The sequence below is a fragment of the Klenkia sesuvii genome (genome assembly GCF_037083825.1).
Lineage (GTDB): Bacteria > Actinomycetota > Actinomycetes > Mycobacteriales > Geodermatophilaceae > Klenkia > Klenkia sesuvii.
Map to the genome: position 1 here is coordinate 44,404 of NZ_JBAPLU010000012.1, position 19,564 is coordinate 63,967.

General features: G+C 75.3%; 20 protein-coding genes. 7 read left to right on the forward strand and 13 right to left on the reverse strand.

The genetic code is table 11. From position 1 onward, the window contains the following. Positions 1 to 1,038, reverse strand: coding sequence for an L-glyceraldehyde 3-phosphate reductase (gene mgrA, locus TEK04_RS12945; protein WP_336404761.1), 1,038 nt, complete (start codon positions 1,036 to 1,038; stop codon positions 1 to 3). Between the two features lie 264 nt (positions 1,039 to 1,302). Then, a complete protein-coding gene (locus tag TEK04_RS12950; protein ID WP_336404762.1) occupies positions 1,303 to 2,148 on the reverse strand; it encodes a fumarylacetoacetate hydrolase family protein in 846 nt (281 codons plus the stop codon). A 68-nt stretch (positions 2,149 to 2,216) separates the two neighbouring features. Here TEK04_RS12950 and TEK04_RS12955 point away from each other — a divergent pair, with 68 nt between their 5' ends. The 3 genes from TEK04_RS12955 to TEK04_RS12965 are packed head-to-tail and all read left to right on the forward strand — an operon-like array spanning position 2,217 to position 4,866. After that, positions 2,217 to 2,903, forward strand: a complete 687-nt coding sequence (locus TEK04_RS12955) for a FadR/GntR family transcriptional regulator (protein ID WP_336404763.1) — start codon at positions 2,217 to 2,219, stop codon at positions 2,901 to 2,903. 11 nt (positions 2,904 to 2,914) lie between these two features. Then, positions 2,915 to 4,156 carry a DUF3500 domain-containing protein gene (locus tag TEK04_RS12960; RefSeq protein WP_336404764.1) on the forward strand — a complete coding sequence of 414 codons (1,242 nt, stop codon included), beginning with the start codon at positions 2,915 to 2,917 and terminating at the stop codon, positions 4,154 to 4,156. Further along, the gene (locus TEK04_RS12965) at positions 4,153 to 4,866 is read left to right on the forward strand and encodes an IclR family transcriptional regulator (protein ID WP_336404765.1); all 714 of its coding nucleotides are present in this window, start codon (positions 4,153 to 4,155) and stop codon (positions 4,864 to 4,866) included. The genes TEK04_RS12960 and TEK04_RS12965 overlap by 4 nt, the downstream gene beginning before the upstream one ends. A 42-nt stretch (positions 4,867 to 4,908) precedes the next feature. Here the strand turns inward: TEK04_RS12965 and TEK04_RS12970 are convergent, their stop codons facing one another. Then, entirely contained in the window at positions 4,909 to 6,171 is a 1,263-nt protein-coding gene (locus TEK04_RS12970) for an MFS transporter (RefSeq protein WP_336404766.1), read from the reverse strand. 172 nt (positions 6,172 to 6,343) lie between these two features. Between TEK04_RS12970 and TEK04_RS12975 the strand changes: the two genes are divergently transcribed. Further along, positions 6,344 to 6,619, forward strand: a complete 276-nt coding sequence (locus TEK04_RS12975; RefSeq protein ID WP_336404767.1) for a hypothetical protein — start codon at positions 6,344 to 6,346, stop codon at positions 6,617 to 6,619. A 5-nt stretch (positions 6,620 to 6,624) separates the two neighbouring features. Continuing rightward, complete coding sequence (mhpA, locus tag TEK04_RS12980) at positions 6,625 to 8,163, forward strand: bifunctional 3-(3-hydroxy-phenyl)propionate/3-hydroxycinnamic acid hydroxylase MhpA (RefSeq protein WP_336404768.1); 1,539 nt, start codon at positions 6,625 to 6,627, stop codon at positions 8,161 to 8,163. Positions 8,164 to 8,316: 153 nt separating this feature from the next. Here mhpA and TEK04_RS12985 read toward each other — a convergent pair whose 3' ends face one another. The 5 genes from TEK04_RS12985 to TEK04_RS13005 all read right to left on the reverse strand — a co-directional run bounded on the left by TEK04_RS12985 (position 8,317) and on the right by TEK04_RS13005 (position 13,009). After that, a complete protein-coding gene (locus tag TEK04_RS12985; protein ID WP_336404769.1) occupies positions 8,317 to 8,541 on the reverse strand; it encodes a hypothetical protein in 225 nt (74 codons plus the stop codon). Further along, entirely contained in the window at positions 8,538 to 9,755 is a 1,218-nt protein-coding gene (locus tag TEK04_RS12990; protein ID WP_336404770.1) for a saccharopine dehydrogenase family protein, read from the reverse strand. Before TEK04_RS12990 ends, TEK04_RS12985 begins: the two co-directional genes overlap by 4 nt. Positions 9,756 to 9,831: 76 nt before the next feature. Continuing rightward, positions 9,832 to 10,746 (reverse strand): glycine betaine ABC transporter substrate-binding protein, encoded by a 915-nt coding sequence (locus tag TEK04_RS12995; RefSeq protein WP_336404771.1) that lies wholly within the window; start codon positions 10,744 to 10,746, stop codon positions 9,832 to 9,834. 63 nt (positions 10,747 to 10,809) lie between these two features. Continuing rightward, positions 10,810 to 11,748, reverse strand: a complete 939-nt coding sequence (locus tag TEK04_RS13000) for an ABC transporter permease (protein WP_336404772.1) — start codon at positions 11,746 to 11,748, stop codon at positions 10,810 to 10,812. Beyond that, a complete protein-coding gene (locus TEK04_RS13005) occupies positions 11,741 to 13,009 on the reverse strand; it encodes a quaternary amine ABC transporter ATP-binding protein (protein ID WP_336404773.1) in 1,269 nt (422 codons plus the stop codon). Before TEK04_RS13005 ends, TEK04_RS13000 begins: the two co-directional genes overlap by 8 nt. 340 nt (positions 13,010 to 13,349) lie before the next feature. On the opposite strand from TEK04_RS13005, the gene TEK04_RS13010 reads away from it, so the two are divergent. Beyond that, the gene (locus tag TEK04_RS13010) at positions 13,350 to 13,919 is read left to right on the forward strand and encodes an adenylyltransferase/cytidyltransferase family protein (RefSeq protein WP_336404774.1); all 570 of its coding nucleotides are present in this window, start codon (positions 13,350 to 13,352) and stop codon (positions 13,917 to 13,919) included. Then, entirely contained in the window at positions 13,916 to 14,764 is an 849-nt protein-coding gene (locus TEK04_RS13015) for a deoxycytidylate deaminase (RefSeq protein ID WP_336404775.1), read from the forward strand. Before TEK04_RS13010 ends, TEK04_RS13015 begins: the two co-directional genes overlap by 4 nt. Here TEK04_RS13015 and TEK04_RS13020 read toward each other — a convergent pair. From TEK04_RS13020 to TEK04_RS13040, 5 genes are all read right to left on the reverse strand, one after another. Next, on the reverse strand, positions 14,748 to 15,179 hold the full coding sequence (locus TEK04_RS13020; protein ID WP_336404776.1) for an HIT family protein: 432 nt from the start codon (positions 15,177 to 15,179) through the stop codon (positions 14,748 to 14,750). The genes TEK04_RS13015 and TEK04_RS13020 overlap by 17 nt on opposite strands. Beyond that, positions 15,172 to 15,714, reverse strand: coding sequence for a dihydrofolate reductase (locus tag TEK04_RS13025; RefSeq protein WP_336404777.1), 543 nt, complete (start codon positions 15,712 to 15,714; stop codon positions 15,172 to 15,174). Before TEK04_RS13025 ends, TEK04_RS13020 begins: the two co-directional genes overlap by 8 nt. Further along, positions 15,711 to 16,619: a thymidylate synthase gene (thyA, locus tag TEK04_RS13030; RefSeq protein WP_336404778.1), complete on the reverse strand. Its 909-nt coding sequence runs from the start codon at positions 16,617 to 16,619 to the stop codon at positions 15,711 to 15,713. Before thyA ends, TEK04_RS13025 begins: the two co-directional genes overlap by 4 nt. Next, positions 16,616 to 18,394 carry a SpoIIE family protein phosphatase gene (locus tag TEK04_RS13035; RefSeq protein ID WP_336404779.1) on the reverse strand — a complete coding sequence of 593 codons (1,779 nt, stop codon included), beginning with the start codon at positions 18,392 to 18,394 and terminating at the stop codon, positions 16,616 to 16,618. Before TEK04_RS13035 ends, thyA begins: the two co-directional genes overlap by 4 nt. 96 nt (positions 18,395 to 18,490) lie before the next feature. Next, on the reverse strand, positions 18,491 to 19,465 hold the full coding sequence (locus TEK04_RS13040) for an alpha/beta hydrolase (protein WP_336404780.1): 975 nt from the start codon (positions 19,463 to 19,465) through the stop codon (positions 18,491 to 18,493). Positions 19,466 to 19,564: the final 99 nt, after the last annotated feature.

A 19,564-nucleotide genomic window follows, 5' to 3' on the forward strand; every position in this document is an offset into this window, starting at 1 on the left:
TCAACCCGCCGCGGTGCGGGGTGCCTCCCAGAGGTCGATGCCGGAGTCGACGGCGTGCCGGTCGATGGCGGCCAGCTCGTCCTCGCCGAACGACACGTTCTGCAGGGCGCCCACGTTGTCCTCGAGCTGGCGGACGCTGCTGGCCCCGATCAGCACCGTGGTGACCCGCTCGTCGCGCAGCGCCCAGGCCAGCGCGAGCTGGGCGAGGGTCTGGCCGCGGCCCTCGGCGATCGCGTTCAGCGCCCGCACGTGGTCCAGCGCCTCGTCGGTGAGCAGGTCGGGCGACAGCGACTTGTCCTGGCTGGCCCGCGAGCCCTCGGGGATGCCGTCCAGGTACTTCGTGGTGAGCATGCCCTGGGCGAGCGGGGAGAAGGCGATGCAGCCGGCGCCCACCTCGGCCAGGACGTCGAGCAGGCCCTCGGTCTCGATCCAGCGGTTGAGCATCGAGTAGCTGGGCTGGTGGATGAACAGCGGGGTGCCCAGGTCGGCCAGGATCGCCGCGGCCCGCCGGGTGTCCTCGGGCCCGTAGGAGGAGATGCCGGCGTAGAGGGCCTTCCCGCTGGTGACGGCGGTGTGCAGCGCACCCATCGTCTCCTCCAGCGGTGTGGTCGGGTCGGGCCGGTGGCTGTAGAAGACGTCGACGTGCTCCAGTCCCATCCGCTGCAGCGACTGGTCCAGGCTGGCCAGCACGTACTTGCGCCCGCCGCCGCCCTGGCCGTACGGGCCCGGCCACATGTCGTAGCCGGCCTTGGTGGAGATGACCAGCTCGTCGCGGTAGCGGCGGAAGTCCTCACGCAGGTGCCGGCCGAAGTTGGTCTCCGCCGACCCGTAGGGCGGGCCGTAGTTGTTGGCCAGGTCGAAGTGCGTGATGCCCAGGTCGAAGGCCCGGCGCAGCACGTCGCGTTGCCGGTCGAAGGGCACGTCGTCGCCGAAGTTGTGCCACAGCCCCAGGCTGATCGCGGGCAGGTCGGTGCCGCTGCGCCCGGTGCGGCGGTAGGTCATGTCGTCGTAGCGGTTCTGCGCCGCCTCGTAGGCCATGCCCATGACCTTGCCCGATGCCCCGCGACCCACGCCCGCCGGCCGTCAGCGGACGCCGTCCACCGGGGCCTCCTGGGTGGCGCGCCCGATCCACCGGGTTCTGACGCCAGGGTGCGGGGTTCTCGCCCTCTGCGGGCCGGTCGAGGGGGCGGGAACCCCGCAGTCGATCGTCGCCGGGTCCTCAGCGGGGTAGGTCTGCCGACCGTCGGGCGGTGGTCAGCTGCCCCGTCCGCGCCGCGCCGGTCACCCCCCTGACCGGCGGACCTAGCGGTGCGGGGCGCCCGCCCGGTCGTCGGCGACCACCGTGGTGCGCAGCACGCCGAGCCGCTCGACCTCGACCTCGACGACGTCGCCGGGCTGCAGCAGCCACTGGGGGTCGCGGGCGTACCCGACCCCGGACGGCGTGCCGGTGGCCAGCAGGTCGCCGGGGCGCAGGGTGAGGGTGCGGGACACCAGTGACAGCGTCTCGCCGACGCCGTAGACCATCTGGTCGGTGCGGGCATCCTGCACGACCTCGCCGTTCACCCGGGTGCTGATCCGCAGGCCGTCGCGCAGGTCGCCGACCTCGGCCGCGGGCACCATCGGCCCGAGCGGGCCCGACCGGTCGGCGTTCTTGCCCAGGATCCACTGACTGGTCAGCTTCTGCGCCCGGCGGGCCGTGAGGTCGTTGAAGGTCGAGTAGCCGAGGACCCCGGCCAGGGCCTGCTCGGGCGTGGCGTCGACCAGGGTCTCCCCCACCCAGGCCACGACCTCGCCCTCCCAGTCGAGCCCGGCCTCGTCGGGGGGCACCGGCACCGTGCCGTCGCCGGCCGACAGCGACGCAGTCCACCGCGCGAAGAGGGTGGGGTGCTCGGGCATCCCCGCCCCGGCGAACGATCCCTCGGCGACGTGCTCGGCGTAGTTCAGGCCGATGCACAGCACCCGCGCGGCGGGCAGCACCGGCGGCACGAGTTCGACGTCGGCCACCGCGTACTGCGGGCCGGTGGCCCCGGCCGCCAGGTGCCGAGAGGGGTCCGCCCAGAACCGGGCCAGCGGGGCGATGACCTGCACGCCCACGCCGTCGGCCGTGAGCGTGCCGACCATCACGCCGTCGTCTGTCGCGATGCCCACCAGTCGCACGGAGAACCCTTCGGTCGGAACCCTTGAAAGGTTCGGAGGTTTGCGCTTCACTGCGCACCATGGCACGGCGACCCGGTGCGGTACAAGCGTTCGTGCCCACCCGCGCCGAGCAGCTCGCGCTCTCCCTCGGCGAGCGCGTGGGCGCCATGGGCCCCGGCGAACCGGTGGGCACCCTCGAGTCACTGCGCGCCGAGACCGGCTACGCCTACTCCACGGTCAGCGAGGCCGTGCGCCTGTTGCGCGACCGCGGCCTGTTGGAGATCCGGCCCGGGCGCGGGGGCGGGCTGTTCGTCGCCGACCGCGGACCCGTCGTCCGGCTGCGGCACACCCTGCTCGGGGTGGGCGACGACCCGACCGCGGTCGCCGACGCCGTCGAGCTGCGCCAGCACCTCGAGGAACTCGTCGACCTCGGCGCCGCCCGCTGCCGCACCGCGGGCGACACGGCCGAGCTGCGGGCCCTGGTCGACGAGCTGGCCGCCGCCCCCGACTGGCCGGCGTTCCTGCACGCGAACTGGGCGCTGCACGCCCGCATCGCCGCGATCTGCCCGAACGCCATGGCCCGCGCCGTCTACACCGCGACGCTCGGCCAGCTCGACACCACCGACCCCCGCCCCGACGACGTCGCCGCCCACCCCGACGCGGCCTACCGCGAGCGCCGGGTCCAGGTGCACCGCGATCTGGTGGAGGCCATCGCCGGCGGCGACGAGACCGCCGTCCGGGCGGCCGTCGCCCGGCACAACGACTGAGGGGGACGACGATGTCCGAGTTCCGGCAGTACCTCTTCCCGCCCGACCACCCGCGCCTCACCGAGGTCGCCGGGCTCGACCCGTACGCCTACCGGGAGCACGCCCGCACCCCGGGCACCTTCACCGGCGGTCTGGTGGAGGGCTGGACCCCGCTGTACCGGCAGCCCTTCCGCGGCATCACCGAGGACGGCGTCCTCCGCGCGGGCCTGTACGACCTCACCCCCGCCGAACCGGGCGAGGAGGCACCGGTGGCGGCCATGGTCGACGCCGCCCGTGCGCTGGTCGACCTGCTCCCCGCCGACGACCGCGCCCGGGTGCAGCACGACGTCGACGCCGTGGAGTGGCAGACCTGGGCCAACCCGGAGTTCATGCAGTTCGACACCGGCCTGCGGCTGGAGTTCCAGCCCGCCGAGGTGCGCCGGGCCGCTCTCGCACTGATGGCCGCGTCGCTGTCACCCGAGGGGTTCGCGCAGGTGCAGCTGATGATGCGGATCAACGGCTTCCTCGGCGAGGTCGTCGGCCTGCCCGAGGTGCTGGGCGAGTTCAGCTACAACATCGCGCTCTACGGCGAGCCCGACCGGCACGCGCCGTGGGGCTGGCAGCTGTTCGGCCACCACTGCGCGGTCAACTGCCTCGTGGTCGAGGGCCGCATGGTCGTGTCGCCGGTGTTCCTGGGCGCCGAGCCCGACGTGATCGACGACGGCCCGTACACCTCGCCGCGGGCCTTCGCCGGCCGCATCGCCGAGTGGCGGGCGGTCATGGCCGGGATGACCGCCGAGCAGCGCGCCGCGGCCACCGTCTGGGCCGAGATGGTCGACCCCGCCATGCCCCCGGGCCGGGTGCACCCCGGCGACGAGCGGCACCTGGGTGGGGCCTTCCAGGACAACCGGGTCATCCCGGTCGAGGGCGTGCGGGTCGCCGACCTGCCCGACGCCCCCCAGGACGCCGCCCGTGCGGTCGCGGCGACCGCCGTCGCGCTGCTGCCCGAGGGGCCCCGCGCGGCCCGGATGCGCGAGATCGCCGCGCACTGGGCGGAGACCACCTTCAGCTGGATCGGCGGCCACGGGCCCGACGACGTCTTCTACGCCCGGCTGCAGTCACCGGTGGTCATCGCCGAGCTCGACCACCACTGCGGCGTCTTCCTCGACTACCGCACCCCGCAGCCCTTCCACGTGCACACCGTGCTGCGGACCCCGCACGGCAACGACTACGGCCGCGCCTGGGTGCGGCAGTGGCAGGCTGCGCAGGCGTGACCGACCTGGGCCGCGCCACCCAGGTGCTCGACGCGCTCGCGGAGAGCCGCGGCCCGCTCACCGTCACCGACCTGACCAGCCGCACCGGCCTGCCCCGCTCGGCCGTGCACCGCGCCCTGCAGGGCCTCGAGCGCGAGCTCTACGTCGTGCGCGTGCCCGAGCGGCCGGGGTGGGTGCTCGGGCCCGGCCTGCTCAAGTTCGGCATGAACGCCCACCTGCGGCTGCTGTCGGCCAACCGGGCGGCGCTGGCCACCCTGGCCCGCGAGGTCGCCGAGAACGTCGAGCTCGCCGTGTTCAGCGGCCGCGAGGTCGTGGTGGTCGACCAGATCGCCTCCCCCGAGCGGCTGCGCGGGGTCACCAAGGTCGGCCGGTCGTTCTCGCTGCACGCCAGCTGCATCGGCATGGCGCTGCTGGCCCAGCTGCCCGACCAGCGCATCGCCGAGCTGCTGCCCCCGGTGCTCCGACGGTTCACCGAGCACACCGTCACCGACCACGCCGCGGTGCTCGCCGAGCTGGCCGAGGTTCGCCGCACCGGTGTCGCGGTCGACGAGGAGGAGCACGACCTGGGCATCTGCGCGGTGGCCACCGGGTTCACCGGGCCCACCGGGGCACTGCAGGCGGTGGCGGTCGTCGTGCCGACGCAGCGGTTCCGCGCCAAGCTGCCGGCTGCGGTCGAGGGCCTGCGCCGCATCAACCCCCGGGTGCGCTGAACCCGGGCCACGCTCGGTGGCCCGGGTCCCGGGGGGCGCAGGTCAGGCAGGCACGAGCGGGACGTCGGCAGCCCCCGCCGGCACCCGGAAGCTGCCGGCGGTGGCCCGCCGGTCGGCGGCCCACAACGCGACGACGGCGACCAGGCAGACGGCCGCGGCGACGGCGAACGTCGAGAACACCCCGCGGGCGCCCCCGGCGGCGATCGCCGCACCACCCAGCGCCGGGCCGAGGAACGCGCCGATGAACGAGGTGCCGTTCGACCACCCCAGCGCGGCGGCCCGGGCCGGCAGCGGGTAGATGTCCGACGTCGTCGTGTGCACCAGGTTCATGGTCGAGTGCCCGCCGATGCCCATCAGGGCCACCGCGACCACGACGCCGGGCAGCGACACCGGCAGCAGCAGGAGCGCGACCAGGCCGGCCAGGGTGCAGGCGCTCGTGACCACCGAGACCACGGCGGAGCCGCGCCGGTCGGCCGCCGACGCGGTGGCGAAGGAGCCCAGGACGGCGGCCGCGGTGAGCACGAAGGTGAGCAGCAGCGCGGTGGTCAGCGGGAAGCCCAGGTCCACCATGGCCTGCGCGGCCCAGACGTTGAGGCCCTGCCAGGCGACCATGTTGGCGACTGCGCAGACGGCGATCACCACCGCCACGACGGCACCCCGGCCGGCGAACAGCGCCCGGAGCTTGTCCCGGCCCGACCAGGCCCGGTTGGCCACCTCCTGCGGGGTGTCCGTCGGGATGGTCATGACGGCGACCGCGACGACGATGGCCAGCGCCAGCCCCGCGCCCACGAAGAACATCGGCCGCCACCCGAACGCCGGCAGCACCGGGATGGCCAGCAGGGCGGCCACCACCCCGCCGAGCGGGATCCCGGCCATGGTGATCGTGACGACCAGCGACCCGCGCTGCGGCGGCGCGCTGTTGCGGGCGACGGTCATCGCGGTGGTCAGCGCCCCACCGACGCCGAACCCGGTCAGGAAGCGGGCCACGGCCAGCATCCCGCCGCTGGTCGACGACCCCGTGAGCAGCGCACCGGCGGCGAAGACCGTGATGGCCAGCAGCAGCACCCGCTTGCGGCCCACCCGCTCGGCCAGGGCCGGGGCCAGCAGCGCGCCGAGGATCGCCCCGATGTAGACGAAGCCCCCGATGAGCCCGATCTGCTGGTCACTGATGCCGAGCCCGGCATCGGCCACCAGCAGCGGCACGACCGAGCCGAACACGATGAGGTTGAAGCCCTCGATCACCGTGATGACCATGCACAGCGCGATGACCGCGGGGTGCGCGCGGGGGGTGGGAGGTGCGGACATGGGGTCTCCTGGCGACTCGGCGCCGCGTCGGTGCGGCAGGTGGCGGTCATCGTGGGAGTCGGCTGTGACCGAGGGAACAACGCCGTCCCGGTTCCCGGGACGGAAGCAGTGACGCGAGCCACACCGTGGGCTGGACTGCTGCCCACACGACACCGACCCGGAGGAGCCGAGGGTGGAACTGCACGAGGTCGGGGCCCTGCTGGACCCCGCGCCGCTGCCGCTGGAGACCGGGTGGGAGCGACTGCCGTCGGTCCAGTTCCCCGACCCGTCGGGGTGCTCCGACGTCGAGGCCTACGTGGCGGCGGCGCGGCGCAGCCACTCCTGCGTCGGGCCGGACCTGCCCGACCTGGGCCTCTCCCCCGAGCAGGACGCCGCGGAGGCCCCCGACCTGCCGGCACTGTTCGTCGCCGAGCACCGCGACACCCGTCCCCCGCGGAACCCGTGGTGAGCGCGATGACCGCCGAGGTGGCGGTGGTCGGGTTCGGCCCGGTGGGCAAGCTGCTGGCCATCCAGCTCGGCCGCCGCGGCCACGACGTCGTGGTCGTCGACCGGCAGGAGGCCGGCTACCCGCTGCCCCGAGCGGTGACCCACGACAGCGAGTTCGCCCGGGTGCTGCAGTCGGTCGGGCTGCCCCCGGACACCATCCCCGAGGTCACCGAGCCCTACGACGCCCGCTACGTCTGGCGCAACGGCGAGGGCCGCACGCTGGTCGAGGTCGACTGGACCGGCCGCGGGGAGTCGGGGTGGTTCAACACCTGGTTCTTCCACCAGCCCTCGCTGGAGGACGCCCTGGACCGGGTCGTCGCCGGGTTGCCCGCCGTGCGGGTGCTGCGCGGGCAGGAGGCCGTCGGCCTCGACCAGGACGACGACGGAGCGACCCTGCGACTCGTCGGCACGGACGGCACCTCGAGCTCGCTGCGCGCCGCGTGGGTGGTCGGGGCGGACGGCGCCAACAGCCGGGTGCGCAGCTGGGCCGGGTTGGCGTGGCACGACGAGGGCTACTTCTACGACTGGCTGGTGGTCGACGTCCGGCCGCAGCCGCACCTGCGCTTCCCGCACGTCGCCGAGCAGACCTGCGACGTCGCCCGCCCGGCGACGATGGTGCCCGGCGGGCCGGGGCGGCGGCGGTGGGAGTTCATGCGGTTGCCGCACGAGACCCGCGAGCAGCTCGACCGCCCGGAGGCTGCCTGGGAGCTCCTCGCCCCCTTCGGGCTCACCCCGGCCGACGCCGAGCTCGAGCGGCACTCGGTCTACACGTTCCAGGCCGGGTGGGCCACGGCGTGGCGGGCGGGCCGGGTGCTGCTGGCCGGTGACGCCGCGCACCTCATGCCGCCCTTCGCCGGGCAGGGCCTGGGCGCCGGCGTGCGGGACGCTGCCAACCTCGCGTGGAAGCTCGACGCGGTGCTGCGCGGGGCGGCCGGTGAGGAGCTGCTGGACAGCTACGGCAGCGAGCGACTGCCGCACGTGCAGGCGTTCGTGCGGTTCTCGATGGAGCTGGGCCGGGTCATCTGCATCTCCGACCCGGCCGAGGCGGCCGCGCGCGATGCCCGGATGACCGCCGATTGGGACCGCGGCATGGAGCCGCCCGCGCCCCCGCGGCCGGCGCTGGGCCCCGGCGCGCACACCGGCCCGGCCGGTGGTCGGCTGTCGCGGCAGGGCCGGGTTCGGGTGGACGGCGGGCCGCCGAGCCTGCTGGACGACGTCCTCGGCGGCCCCGGGGTGCTGCTGGCCCGCGACGCCGCCGCGCTCGCCGACGTCGACGCCGCGGCCCTGGCCGAGCTGGGTGTGCGCGTGGCCGCGCTCGGCGGCCGGTCCCCCGGGGTCGTGACGGTGGGCGACGTCGACGGCACGTACGGCCGGTGGTTCGCCGAGCTGGGTGCGACGGCGGTGCTGGTGCGGCCCGACGGCTGGCTCTACGGCGCCGGCGACGACCCGGAGGCCCTGGCCGCCGTCCTGCTGGCCGCCGTCCGTCGCCCGACGCCGGTGGGTTGAGCCGGGTCAGGGGTCCAGCAGGCGCAGCTGCACCAGGACGCGGTACTCGCCGGGGCGCCCGGCTGCTGGTGGGCGGCGGCGCCCCGCGCACCGGTTGCGGGGTCGTCGCCCCCGCATCCCGCTCCGAGAGGGCCGCAACCCCGCACCTCGTGGTCAGACCGGGCGCTCCATGGCGGCCCGGCGGCCGAAGCGGTCCAGGACGGCGAACCCGCGCGGCGGCCGGCCCTCGACCAGCACCCGCCAGGCCGCCGCCCGCTGCTGCGGTGTGGCCGGTGGCGGGAAGTCGGTCATGCCCAGCGGCACGAAGAGCTGGTCGGCCGCGCGCTCGACGGCGGCCAGCAGCGGCAGGTCGGCGTCCTCGGCGCAGCGGACGCTCACAGCTCGGTGACCTCGTAGGTGTGCCCGGCCGCGCGCAGGCGCTGCACCAGCACCTCGCCGAACGCGGTGGCAGGGGTGAGCGAGCCGGCCCGGTCGGGCAGGTCGTCCAGGGCCAGCGACAACCCCGCCTCGCCCAGCATCACGGCGGTGGCGGCGTAGCCGGGGTCGCCCTGGCCGGCGGCGACCGAGCGGTAGCGCCGCCCCGACTCCGTCGCACCCGTCGTGACCATGCGGAAGAACCCGCGGGCGCGGGCCGCGGCGTCGGGGCCCTCCCCCGGCGCGGGCAGCACCTTGTCCAGCAGTGCCGCGGTCGGGCCGAACGACATGCCCGCCAGCACCGCGCCCAGCCCACCGGTGACGACCCCGGCGGTCACCGCGCCGGCGATGCCGCCGCCGGTGGCCATCACCTCGCCGTAGGACAGGCCGCGGCCGTAGGCGAAGTCGGCGAGCGCGTTGCTGCGGCGCACGATGCGGGTGTTGAACGGGGCCATCACGAACGGCGCGGCCCAGCGGCCGTCGGCGGTGCGGGTGGGCGGCGCGGCGTCGCGCGGCTGCCGGGTGGCCGGCTCCGCGGCCCGGTCGGGGCTGAGCGCGTAGGGGTGGCCGGCGATCCGGCGCAGCTCGGGGCGGTCCTTGATCGCGGCGACCTGGGCGCGCATCGAGTCGATGGTGCCGCCGGAGAAGCCGCCCTTGGCGGTGGCGACGGTCTGCACGTCGGTCAGCCCGCCCGCGCCGTCGGCGGCGGCCCGCCGCGCCAGCTCGGCGACGGCGAGGTCGGAGGGGATGGAGTCGTAGCCGCAGGCGTGCACGATCTTCGCCCCGGACTCATGGGCCACGGCGTCGGCGGCGTCGATGGCGTCGCGGACGAAGAGCACCTCGCCGGTGAGGTCGGCGTAGTGGGTGCCGGCCCGGGCGCACGCCTGCACCAGCGGCAGGCCGTACCGGGCGTAGGGCCCCACGGTGGTGACGACGGCCCGGGTGCTGGCGGCCAGGTCGGCCAGTGCCGCGTCGTCGCCGGAGTCGGCGACCAGCACCGGCCAGCCGCGGCCGGCCTCGGGCAGGTCGGCGCGCACCAGCTCGACCTTGGCCCGGGTGCGGCCGGCCAGGGCGATGCGGGTACCCGCGGGGGCGTGCTCGGCGAGGTAGCCGGCCACCAGCCGGCCCACGAAGCCGCTGGCACCGAACAGGACGAGGTCGTACGGGCGGTCGCTCACCGCACCATCCTGCCCCGCACGCGCGGACGGGGCCCGGCGTCCGCTCGGACGCCGGGCCCCGCGGAGCTGCGGTCGGTCAGCTGATCAGGGTGTCCCGGATGTCGGGGTTGGCCTCGAGCCAGGCCTCGACGGCCTCGTCGTAGCGGCCGTCGCCGTACTCGTTGACGACCATGTCCTCCAGCGACCCGTACTGCTCGTCGGTCAGCGACAGGCCGCCGATGAGGTCGGCCAGCTCGGGGTGGTCGGCGGTGAACCCGTCGCGGGCCAGCTCGTGCAGGCCCTCGGGGTCACCGAGTGCGCCCTCGGGGTCCTGGAGGTCCTTGACCGGGAACTCGCTGTTGGCCCAGAACGGGCGCCACAGGGTGACGACGATGTCCTCCTGCGCGTCGGTGGCCGACTGCAGCTGCGCGAGCATCGCGGTGGTCGAGGACTCGACCAGCTCGTAGTCCTCCTCCAGCCCGTAGGTCGGCATGACCTCCTCGCGGGTGACCCGGGTCAGGCCGGCACCGGGCTCGATGCCGTAGATCTGGCCGTCGAAGCGGCCCGGGTCGGCGGCCAGGTCGGCGATGGAGTCGATGTCGGTGTACTCGGGGACGGCGAGGGTCAGCACCGCCCCGTCGTAGTAGGCGCCGAGGTCCTCGATGTCGTCGCCGTAGGTCTCCATGTAGTCGGCGTGGGTGACCTCGGGCCAGGCGGAGGGGTAGACGTCGAAGTCACCCCCGGCCAGGCCGGCGTAGAGCAGCCCGGCCTCGCTGAGCTCCTGCATCTCCACGTCGTAGCCGCGCTCCTCGAGCACGTGCTGCCACAGGTAGGCGGTGCTCAGCCCGTCGGTCCACGAGGGCAGGTAGCCCAGCGTGATGGTCTCGGTGGTGGCGCCGTCGGCGGACGTGGTGGCGTCGTCGTCGGAGCCGCCGCAGGCGGTCATGGTCAGGGCCAGGGCGGCCGCGCCGGCCACCAGCCGGGCGGTCCTGGTCGTCGTCGACGTCGTCATGGTGGGTCCTCTCGTCGGGGGTGGTCCGCCGGCGGCGCCGGCGGCAGGTGGGTGGGGCAGCGCTCAGGCGCGGCCGGGGGCGGTGGTCAGCTCGGCGTCGGCGGTGGTCTGCCCGCCGCGGCGGGGCAGGCGCAGCCGGGACCCGCCGGCACCGAGGGCGGCGGTGAGCCGGTCCAGCCAGATGGCGAGGACGACGACCGAGATGCCGGCCTCGAACCCCAGCGCCAGGTCCAGCCGGGAGATGCTGGTGACGACGGCCTGGCCGAGCCCGCCGGCGCCGACGATGCCGGCGATGACCGACATGGACAGGGCCAGCATGATCACCTGGTTGATGCCGGCCAGGATGGTGGGGCGGGCCAGCGGGAGCTGGATGCCGCGCAGGATCTGCCCGGGCGAGCTGCCGAACGCGCGCCCGGCCTCGACGGTCTCGACGTCGACCTGCCGGATGCCCAGCTCGGTGAGCCGCACGCCGGGCGGCAGCGCGAAGACGATCGTGGTGACCACGCCGGGCACCAGCCCGATGCTGAACAGGGTCACCGCCGGCACCAGGTAGACGAAGGCCGGCATGGTCTGCATGAAGTCCAGCACCGGCCGCAGGAGGGCGCTGACCCGGTCGTGGCGGGCCGCCAGGATGCCGACCGGCACCGCGACCAGCGCGGCGACGGCGGCGGCGAAGCCGACCAGCGCGAGGGTCTCCATGGCCTCGGGCCACAGGCCCATGCTGACGACCAGGGCGAAGCCCAGTGCCGACCCGACCGCGAAGGCGGCCGAGCGGGCCAGCAGGCCCAGCAGCGCGAAGACCAGGGACAGCACCAGCGCCGGCACGGCCAGCAGGGCGTCGGTGAGCCCCTCGACCGACGTCTCCACGGCCGCGCCGACGGCGTCGAAGACCAGGCCGAAGGTGTCGGTGGACCAGTCGAAGGCGGTCTCCAACCAGTCCCCGAGCGGGATGCGGGGCAGGTCGTCGAGCGCATCGGCGGCGTGCACGGTGGCCTCAGACACCGGCGACCTCCCTGTCGTCGTCGTGGCGGTCGTCGTGGTCGTCGCCGGCGCGCCTGTCCGCGAGCTCGGCGTCGGGGGCGCCGGCGGGGACGCCGTCGTGCGCGCCGGGCTCGCCGGCAGCCGGGCTGAGCGCGGCCAGCAGCGCGGTCACCGGGACCACGCCCACCGGCCGCCGGGCCTCGTCGACCACCACGACGGGGTGCCCGGTGGCGGCGGCGGGGCCCAGCAGGTCGGCCAGGGGCGCGTCCGCCGGGACGCAGGCGGCGGGGGGCGCCGCCTGGCCCGCCGAGCCGCTCCCGGCGTCGGCGGCGGCCAGCACCCCGTGCACCGGGCCACCGGGCTCGGCGAGCACGAGGTGGTCGGCCCCGGTGCGGGCCAGCTCGGCGCCGGTCTCACCGGGCCCGGCCGAGGGCGGCAGCACCGCGACCGGTTCGGCCAGGCTGCCGGCGGTGACCACGCGGGAGCGGTCGACGTCGGCGAGGAACTGGGCGACGTAGTCGTCGGCCGGTGCGGTGAGGATCTGCTCGGGGGTGTCGCACTGCACGATGCGCCCGTCGCGCATGACCGCGACCCGGTCGCCCAGCCGCATGGCCTCGTTGAGGTCGTGGGTGATGAAGACGATGGTCTTGCCCAGGTCGCGCTGCAGGTCCAGCAGCTGGTCCTGCATGCCCCGCCGGATGAGGGGGTCCAGGGCGCTGAACGCCTCGTCCATGAGCAGCAGGTCGGTGTCGGCGGCCAGCGCGCGGGCCAGCCCGACCCGCTGCTGCATGCCGCCGGAGAGCTGGGCCGGTGAGGCGTCGGCGCGGTCGGCGAGCCCGACCAGCGACAGCGCCTCGCGGGCGCGGTCGCTGCGGGTGCGCCGGTCGACCCCGCGCACCTCGAGGGCGTAGGCGGCGTTCTGCAGCACCGACCGGTGCGGCAGCAGCGCGAAGTGCTGGAACACCATGCTCATGCGCTCCTGCCGGACCCGTCGCAGCCCGGCGCGGTCGAGCTCGGTGAGCTCCTCGCCGTCGAGGGTGACGCTGCCCGCCGTCGGGGGCAGCAGCCCGTTGAGCATCCGCAGCAGGGTCGACTTCCCCGACCCGGACAGGCCCATGACCACGAAGATCTCCCCGGGCCGGACGGTGAAGCCGACGTCGACCACGGCGGGGGTCGCCCCGTCGTCCCGGACGTCGGCGACGGTCGCGCCCTCCTGCAGCCGGCGGACGGCGTCCTCGGGCCGTCGGCCGAACACCTTGTACAGACCTCGTGCGTGCAGCACAGGCAGCTGGTCCTCTCGTCGGGGGCAGGGCGAGGACCGGCGCAGGCGTCGCCTGCCCGGTCCGGGGTTCGCAGATCCAGGAGTGCGGAGGACATCGCTCCGCTGGGGCGCCGTCGGTCCCGCCGCTGCGCGTCGCAGGCTGTGCGGGCCGGGTCCCGGCGCTGGGCGCCGCCCAGCCGGACGGCGCCTGTTCCGAGGTCGACCGTAACCGCGGGGGCACCCCCCGCAGCAACCCGTACCGGCCCGATCGTCACCGCTTCGTGATCTCGCCGGGTCGCCCGTCACCGGGCCGTGACGCCGTCACCCAGGTCCGCCGGGGCCGGTCGGTAGCCTTCGGTCCGTGGGCCAGGACCGTGGGGACCGGGAGCCGGGTCGGCTCTACAGCGACCTGTTCCAGGACGCCTCGCACTTCGAGGAGCGGTTCGTCGACGACCTCGACCGGCTGGCCGCCATGAGCTCGGCACTGAAGACCCTCGGCCTGCGCGTGGTGCTGACCAGCGGCTCGTTCGACATGATCCACGAGGGCCACAGCCGCTACCTCGAGCACGCCCGGTCCCTGGGCGGGTTCCTCATCGTCGGGGTGGACAGCGACGAGAAGGTGCGCCGGCGCAAGGGGCCCAGCCGGCCCGCCGTCCCCGAGATGGAGCGGCTGCGCATGGTCACCCACCAGCGCGGGGTGGGCATCGTGACCCTCAAGCACGTGCACCACGAGCAGTGGGCGCTGATCAAGGCGGTGCGTCCAGCGGTGCTGGTGGCCACCGCCGAGACCTACACCGACGACGAGGTCGCCCAGCTGGAGAGCCAGTACTGCGGACGGGTCGAGGTGCTGGACAGGATGTCGACGGTGAGCACGTCGGCCCGGTTGCGGCTGATCCACCTCGCCGACGCCGCCCAGTCCGCCGGCGAATGACCCAGCTCCTGCTGCACGCGCCGGTCTACCACGCCGGGCACCGTCGCCTGCTCGACCAGCACCCCGACGTCGAGGAGGTGCTGCTGCTGGGCGAGGGGTTCGCCGAGCGCTTCCCGGCGATGCGCAAGGAGATCCGCGGCCTGGACGCCGCGACCGTGGGCCGCATCCTCGCGCTGGAGCACGGGGTCGACGTCCGGGTGGTGCAGCCGGCCGACCTGCCGGCCGCGCTGGAGGACGTCGTCCTGGCCCCCGACGAGTCCGTCACCCGGGAGCTGGCCGGCGACCACCCGCAGGTGCAGTGGCGCCTGGTGCCGGTGTTCCTGCGCTGGGACCGGCAGTGGGCCACCGAGGAACGCCCCGCCGGGGCCACCGCCGCGACGACGACGGACCCCGTGCACGTGGCGCTCATGCGGCAGACCATGGCCGCCGGTGACCGGTCCTCGGACTGGTGGCGCCAGGTGGGGGCGCTGGCCGCCCGGGACGGCCAGGTGCTGGCCACCGCGCACAACCGGCACCGGCCCACCGAGCACGCGCCCTACGTCGACGGCGACCCCCGCAACGAGTTCTCCCGGGGGCTGCGGGCGGACCTGTCGACGGCGATCCACGCCGAGGCCTCGCTGGTGGGCCAGGCCGCGGCCGGGGCCTTCGACACCGCGGGCGCCGACCTCTACGTCTCGGCGTTCCCGTGCCCGGCGTGCGCCTACCTGGTCGCCGAGGCCCGGTTCGCCCGCTGCTTCTTCCGCGGCTCGTACTCGCTGCTGGACGCCGAGCAGATCCTCGCCGGCGCCGGCACCGAGCTGGTCTGGGTCGACCTCGGCGCCGGGGGCGTCAGCGCGCCGAGCTGAACCGCATGCGCAGCGGCTGCTCGCCGTCGGGCACCAGCACGTGCAGGTGCACGTGGGCGATGGTGCCGCCGGTGCCCTCGCACGGCCCGTTGCGCATGCCCAGCCCGTAGGGCCCCGTGGAGCCGCCCCGCACGGTGCGGAGCACGTCCCAGAGCTCCGCCCGGGCTGCGTCGTCGAGGTCGAGGACGTCGGTGACGTGCGTGCGCGGCACCAGCAGCAGGTGCTCGGCGGCGCCGCGGTAGGGGAAGTCGTTGCGGACGGCGCGCCAGTGCTCGGTCTCGGCGACCAGGTCTCCCCCGCCGACCTCGGAGCCGGCGTCGGCGCAGAACAGGCACACGCCCCGGGCCTCGAGGTCGGCCATGCGGGCGACCTGCTCGGGCATGCGGGCGTTGGCCGGGCAGTAGAGGTCAGCCACGGGTGAGCGTCTCGAAGGTGACGTCGGCGCCCGAGGCGGTGGCCAGGTCGCGGCTGTCGACGACGGTGAACGCGTCGAGCCAGCCCTCGGGCATGCGGGTGTCGCCGTCGGGTTCCAGGTGCACGCGGGTGAGGTGCACCGTGCCGACCTGCGGCAGGGCTGCGGCGTACAGCTGGGCGCCGCCCATGACCACGACCTCCGGGTGCTCGGCGTCGGGGGCCAGCCGGGCCGCCAGCGCGAGCGCGGAGTCGAGGTCGCCGACGGTGGTGGCCGCTCCGGCGGTCCACACCTGCGGCCCGCCGGGGGGCGTGCGGCGGCTGACCACGACGGTGTGCCGGCGCGGCAGCGGCTGGCCGAGCCGGGCGACCACCGACTGGTGGGTGAGCCGGCCGGCGACGACCACGTGGCCGGTGGTGAGCTCGCGGAAGCGGCGCAGGTCCTCGCTGATGTGCCAGGGCAGCCCGTCCGCGTCGCCGATGACCCCGTTGTCGGCGACCGCGACGACGATCGAGAGCTGGGTCGCGGGCCCGCTCACGACGCGACCGGGATGCCGCGGATCGAGGGGTGCGGCTCGTAGTCGGCGAGCTCGAAGTGGGTGCCGCGGAAGTCGTGGACGTCGGTGACCTGCCGGCCCTCGTCGGTGAGGGTGAGGGTGGGCAGCCGGCGGGGCTCGCGGGCGAGCATCTCGTGGACGGCGTCGAGCTGGTCGACGTAGACGTGCGCGTCGCTCATGGTGTGGTGGAACGTGCCCGGCCGCGTACCGGTGAGCTGCGCGAGCATCAGCGTCAGCGCGGCGTACTGCACCATGTTCGCCGGCACCCCGACCGGCACGTCGGCCGAGCGCTGGAACATGTGCAGGTGCAGCGTGCCGTTCAGGACCCGCACGTGCACCCACCCGTGGCAGGGCGCGATCGTCGTCCCGGGGGTCTTGCCCTCGCCGCGCACCTGGTACTGCGGGATCCACGGCGAGACGAAGTGGGTGCGCAGCTCGGGGAGCTCGCGCACCTGCTCGACCAGGTGGGTGAACTGGTCCATCGGCTCGCGCCCGGGCGGGGCCGGGAAGTCGTGGAACGCGCCGCCGTAGGAGCCCGGGCCGAGGTCGCCGTCGGGCAGGCCGCGCTTGCGGGTCTTCGCAGGCGTCGCCCAGGCGTCCCACCAGTCGCAGCCGAACGCGGCCAGCTCGTCGATCGTGGTGGCGCCGTTGATGAAGGCGCACAGCTCGCCGACGGCCTTGGGCCAGAAGCTCCCGATCGACCGCTCGGTGATGAGCGGGAAGCCGTTGCGCAGGGGGTAGCGGGTGGTCTGCTGCATGAGCGTGAGCGCCTCGACGCCCTGCCGAGTCGCCGTCCGCTCCCCCTCGGTGACGATCGCCCGCAGCACGTCGGCGTACTGGGTGTCGGGGGTGCGCTCGGCGAACGGCAGGTAGAGGTCGTCGGTCACCCGGACAGGTTCCCAGAACCGAGCTGGACGACGAGGAGGGCGGTGTCGTCGAGCCGCTGCACGACGAGCTGCTGCAGGTCCTCGACGACGTCCTCGGGCGGGGTCCCCGGCGGCAGGGCCCGCAGCCGGTCGACCAGGCGCCGGGTGCCCTCGTCCAGGTCGCGGGCCGGCCCACCGCCGGGGCCCGGCTGCTCGACCAGGCCGTCGGTGTGCAGCACGAGCTGGCTGCCCGCGGGCACCACCCGGGTGACGACCCGGCGCGGCCGCGCCGGGTCGGCCCCCAGGAGCAGGTCGCGCACGGGGTCGAGCACCTCGACCGCGCCGCCCGGCAACCGCAGGAGGACCGGGGGGTGGCCGGCGTTGGCGTAGCGCAGGGTCCACCCCGGCTGGTCGGCGGAGGGGCGCCGGGCCTGCACGACGGCGGCGGTCGCCAGCGCCGGCACGTGCAGCACGTCCATGAGCCGGTCGACGCCGGTGAGCACCTGCGCCGGGTCCGGGGCCGGCGTCGCCCAGCTCTGCGCGCGGACGAGGTCGCGCAGGGTGCCCATGGTCGCGGCGGCGTCGACGTCGTGCCCGGCCACGTCGGCGACCACGACGCCGACCGCGTCGCCGGGCACGTCCATGAGGTCGTACAGGTCGCCGCCGACGGCGGCACCGATGACCGCGCTGCTGTAGTGGGCAGCCGCCGTGACGCCCGGGAGGTCGGGCAGGCCGGGCAGCAGGGCACGCTGCAGCGTCTCGGCCACGGTGGCCTCGCGGGTGTAGCGGCGGGCGTTGGCCAGCGCCTGCCCGGCGCGCCGGCCGAGGTCGGCGGCGACCTCGAGGTCCCCCTGCGGGAACGCGTGCGGGGTGGCCCGCACGAGCACCATGGCGCCCCAGGTGCTGTCGGGCGCGGCGAGGGGGACGGCGGCCAGCGCGCGGGTGCCGAGCCGGGCGTAGACCGAGTCGGTCAGCCCGCGGCCGTAGGGCGCCAGGCGGTCCGGGGTCAGGTCGGCGACGGCGACCGTGGCGCCCGTGAGCACGGCCTGGGCGGCCGGCGCCACCTGCGGCAGCGGCCGGCCCTCGTAGACGCGGGCCACCTCGGCCAGCTCGGCCTCCCGGCCCTCGGGGGCGTGGTGGCGGGTGGTGACCCGGACGACGATGCCGGCCTCGTCGGTCTCGGCCACGAACACCCAGTCGGCCAGCTGCGGCACGCAGAGGTCCACCAGCTGGTCGACGACCGTCTGGGGGTCCAACGAGGCCGACAGGGTGGTGGTGGCCGCGGACATCAGCTGCAGCCGCTGGTGGGCCGACTGCAGGGAGATGCGGGCCGCCGTCTCGCGGGCCAGGGCGGCCTCGCTGGCCGCCCGGGCGGCGTCGCGCTCGGTGGCGGCGACGATCTCGGCGGTCACGTCGGTCTGCACGCCGACGAAGCCCACCAGGTCATCGCCGTCCAGGATCGGGTCGATGCTCAGCCGGTTCCAGAACGGGCTGCCGTCGGCCCGGTGGTTGAGCAGCGTGACCGTGACCGACTCCCGTGCGGTGATGGCCGCGCGGATGCGGGCGACCTCGGCGGGGTCGGTGTCGGGGCCCTGCAAGAAGCTGCAGTTGCGGCCGACGGACTGCTCCACGGTGTACCCGGTGGTCGCGGTGAACGCCGGGTTGACCCACAGCAGCGGGTTCCCGGGCAGACGGGGGTCGGAGATGGTGATGCTGACACCGGTCGCGTCCAGGCCACGGCGCTGCAGCACCTCCAGGCCCCGGGACACCGGGTCGTGCGCCACACCACCTGCCACGGCGGGTCACTGTAGTCAGCACAAGGTCACGCCGAGGTCACGCCGAGGTCACGACGACGCCGCGGAGCCGGGAGACCGGGACGGCCCGTCGGGGGATCACCCGGCCAGCAGCCGGCGCAGCCAGGCGATGCGGGCAGCCCGGGCGGCGCGGGAGATGTCCGCGTCGGGGACGAACAGGTCGAAGCCGTGGCAGCCGCCGGGCCACACGTGCAGCTCGGCGACGCCGCCGGCCGCCCAGATGCGGGAGGCGTAGGCGACGTCCTCGTCGCGGAAGGTCTCGGTCGAGGCGACGTCGATGAACGCGGGAGGCAGGCCGGACAGGTCGGTGGCCCGGGCCGGCGCGGCGTACGGGGAGACGTCGGGGCCGCCGGCCGCGTCGCCGAGCAGGGCTCCCCACCCGGTCTGGTTGGAGGTGCGGTCCCAGACACCGACGCCGGCCATCCGGTGGGACGAGCCGGAGTCGTTGCGGTCGTCGAGCATGGGGTAGACGAGCACCTGGCCGGCCAGCGCCACGTCGCCGCGGTCCCGGGCCATGAGGGCGAGGGCGGCCGCGAGCCCGCCCCCGGCGCTGGCTCCGGCGACGAGGACGCGCTGCGGGTCGATACCGAGCTCGCCGGCCTGCTGGACGGTCCACCGCAGCGCGGCGTAGCAGTCCTCGACCGGTCCCGGGTGCGGCGTCTCGGGGGCCAGCCGGTACTCCACGGAGACGACCACCAGACCGAGTTCTGCCGCCCAGCCGGCCACCTCCATCAGCCCCGACCGGGCGTCGCCGATGATCATCCCGCCGCCGTGGGTGTGCACGATGGCCGGTACCGGGCTCGTGGCGCGGGTCGGGCGCAGCACGATGACCTCGACCTCGCCGTCGGGGCCGGGGACCGTGCGGGTGCCGACGTCCAGGGCGCCGCCCTGGGAGAGCTCCTCGTCGGTGGGCGGCGGCAGCGCGGGGTTGGGCTGACGGAGGAGCGGGATCATCTCCGGGGTCAGCGACGGCGGCAGCGCCTCCCCCAGGGCCTCGAGCGCGGCGGCGACCTGGGGGTCGAAGGGCGGACGGGGCAGCGACGTCGTCGTCACGGGTCCTCCTCGGGCCGGGAGCGGCCCTCGGTGACCGCGGTCACCATCGTGCCCGGCGGACTCGGTCGCGCCCAGCGCCACCCGGCGGCAGCTGCCCGC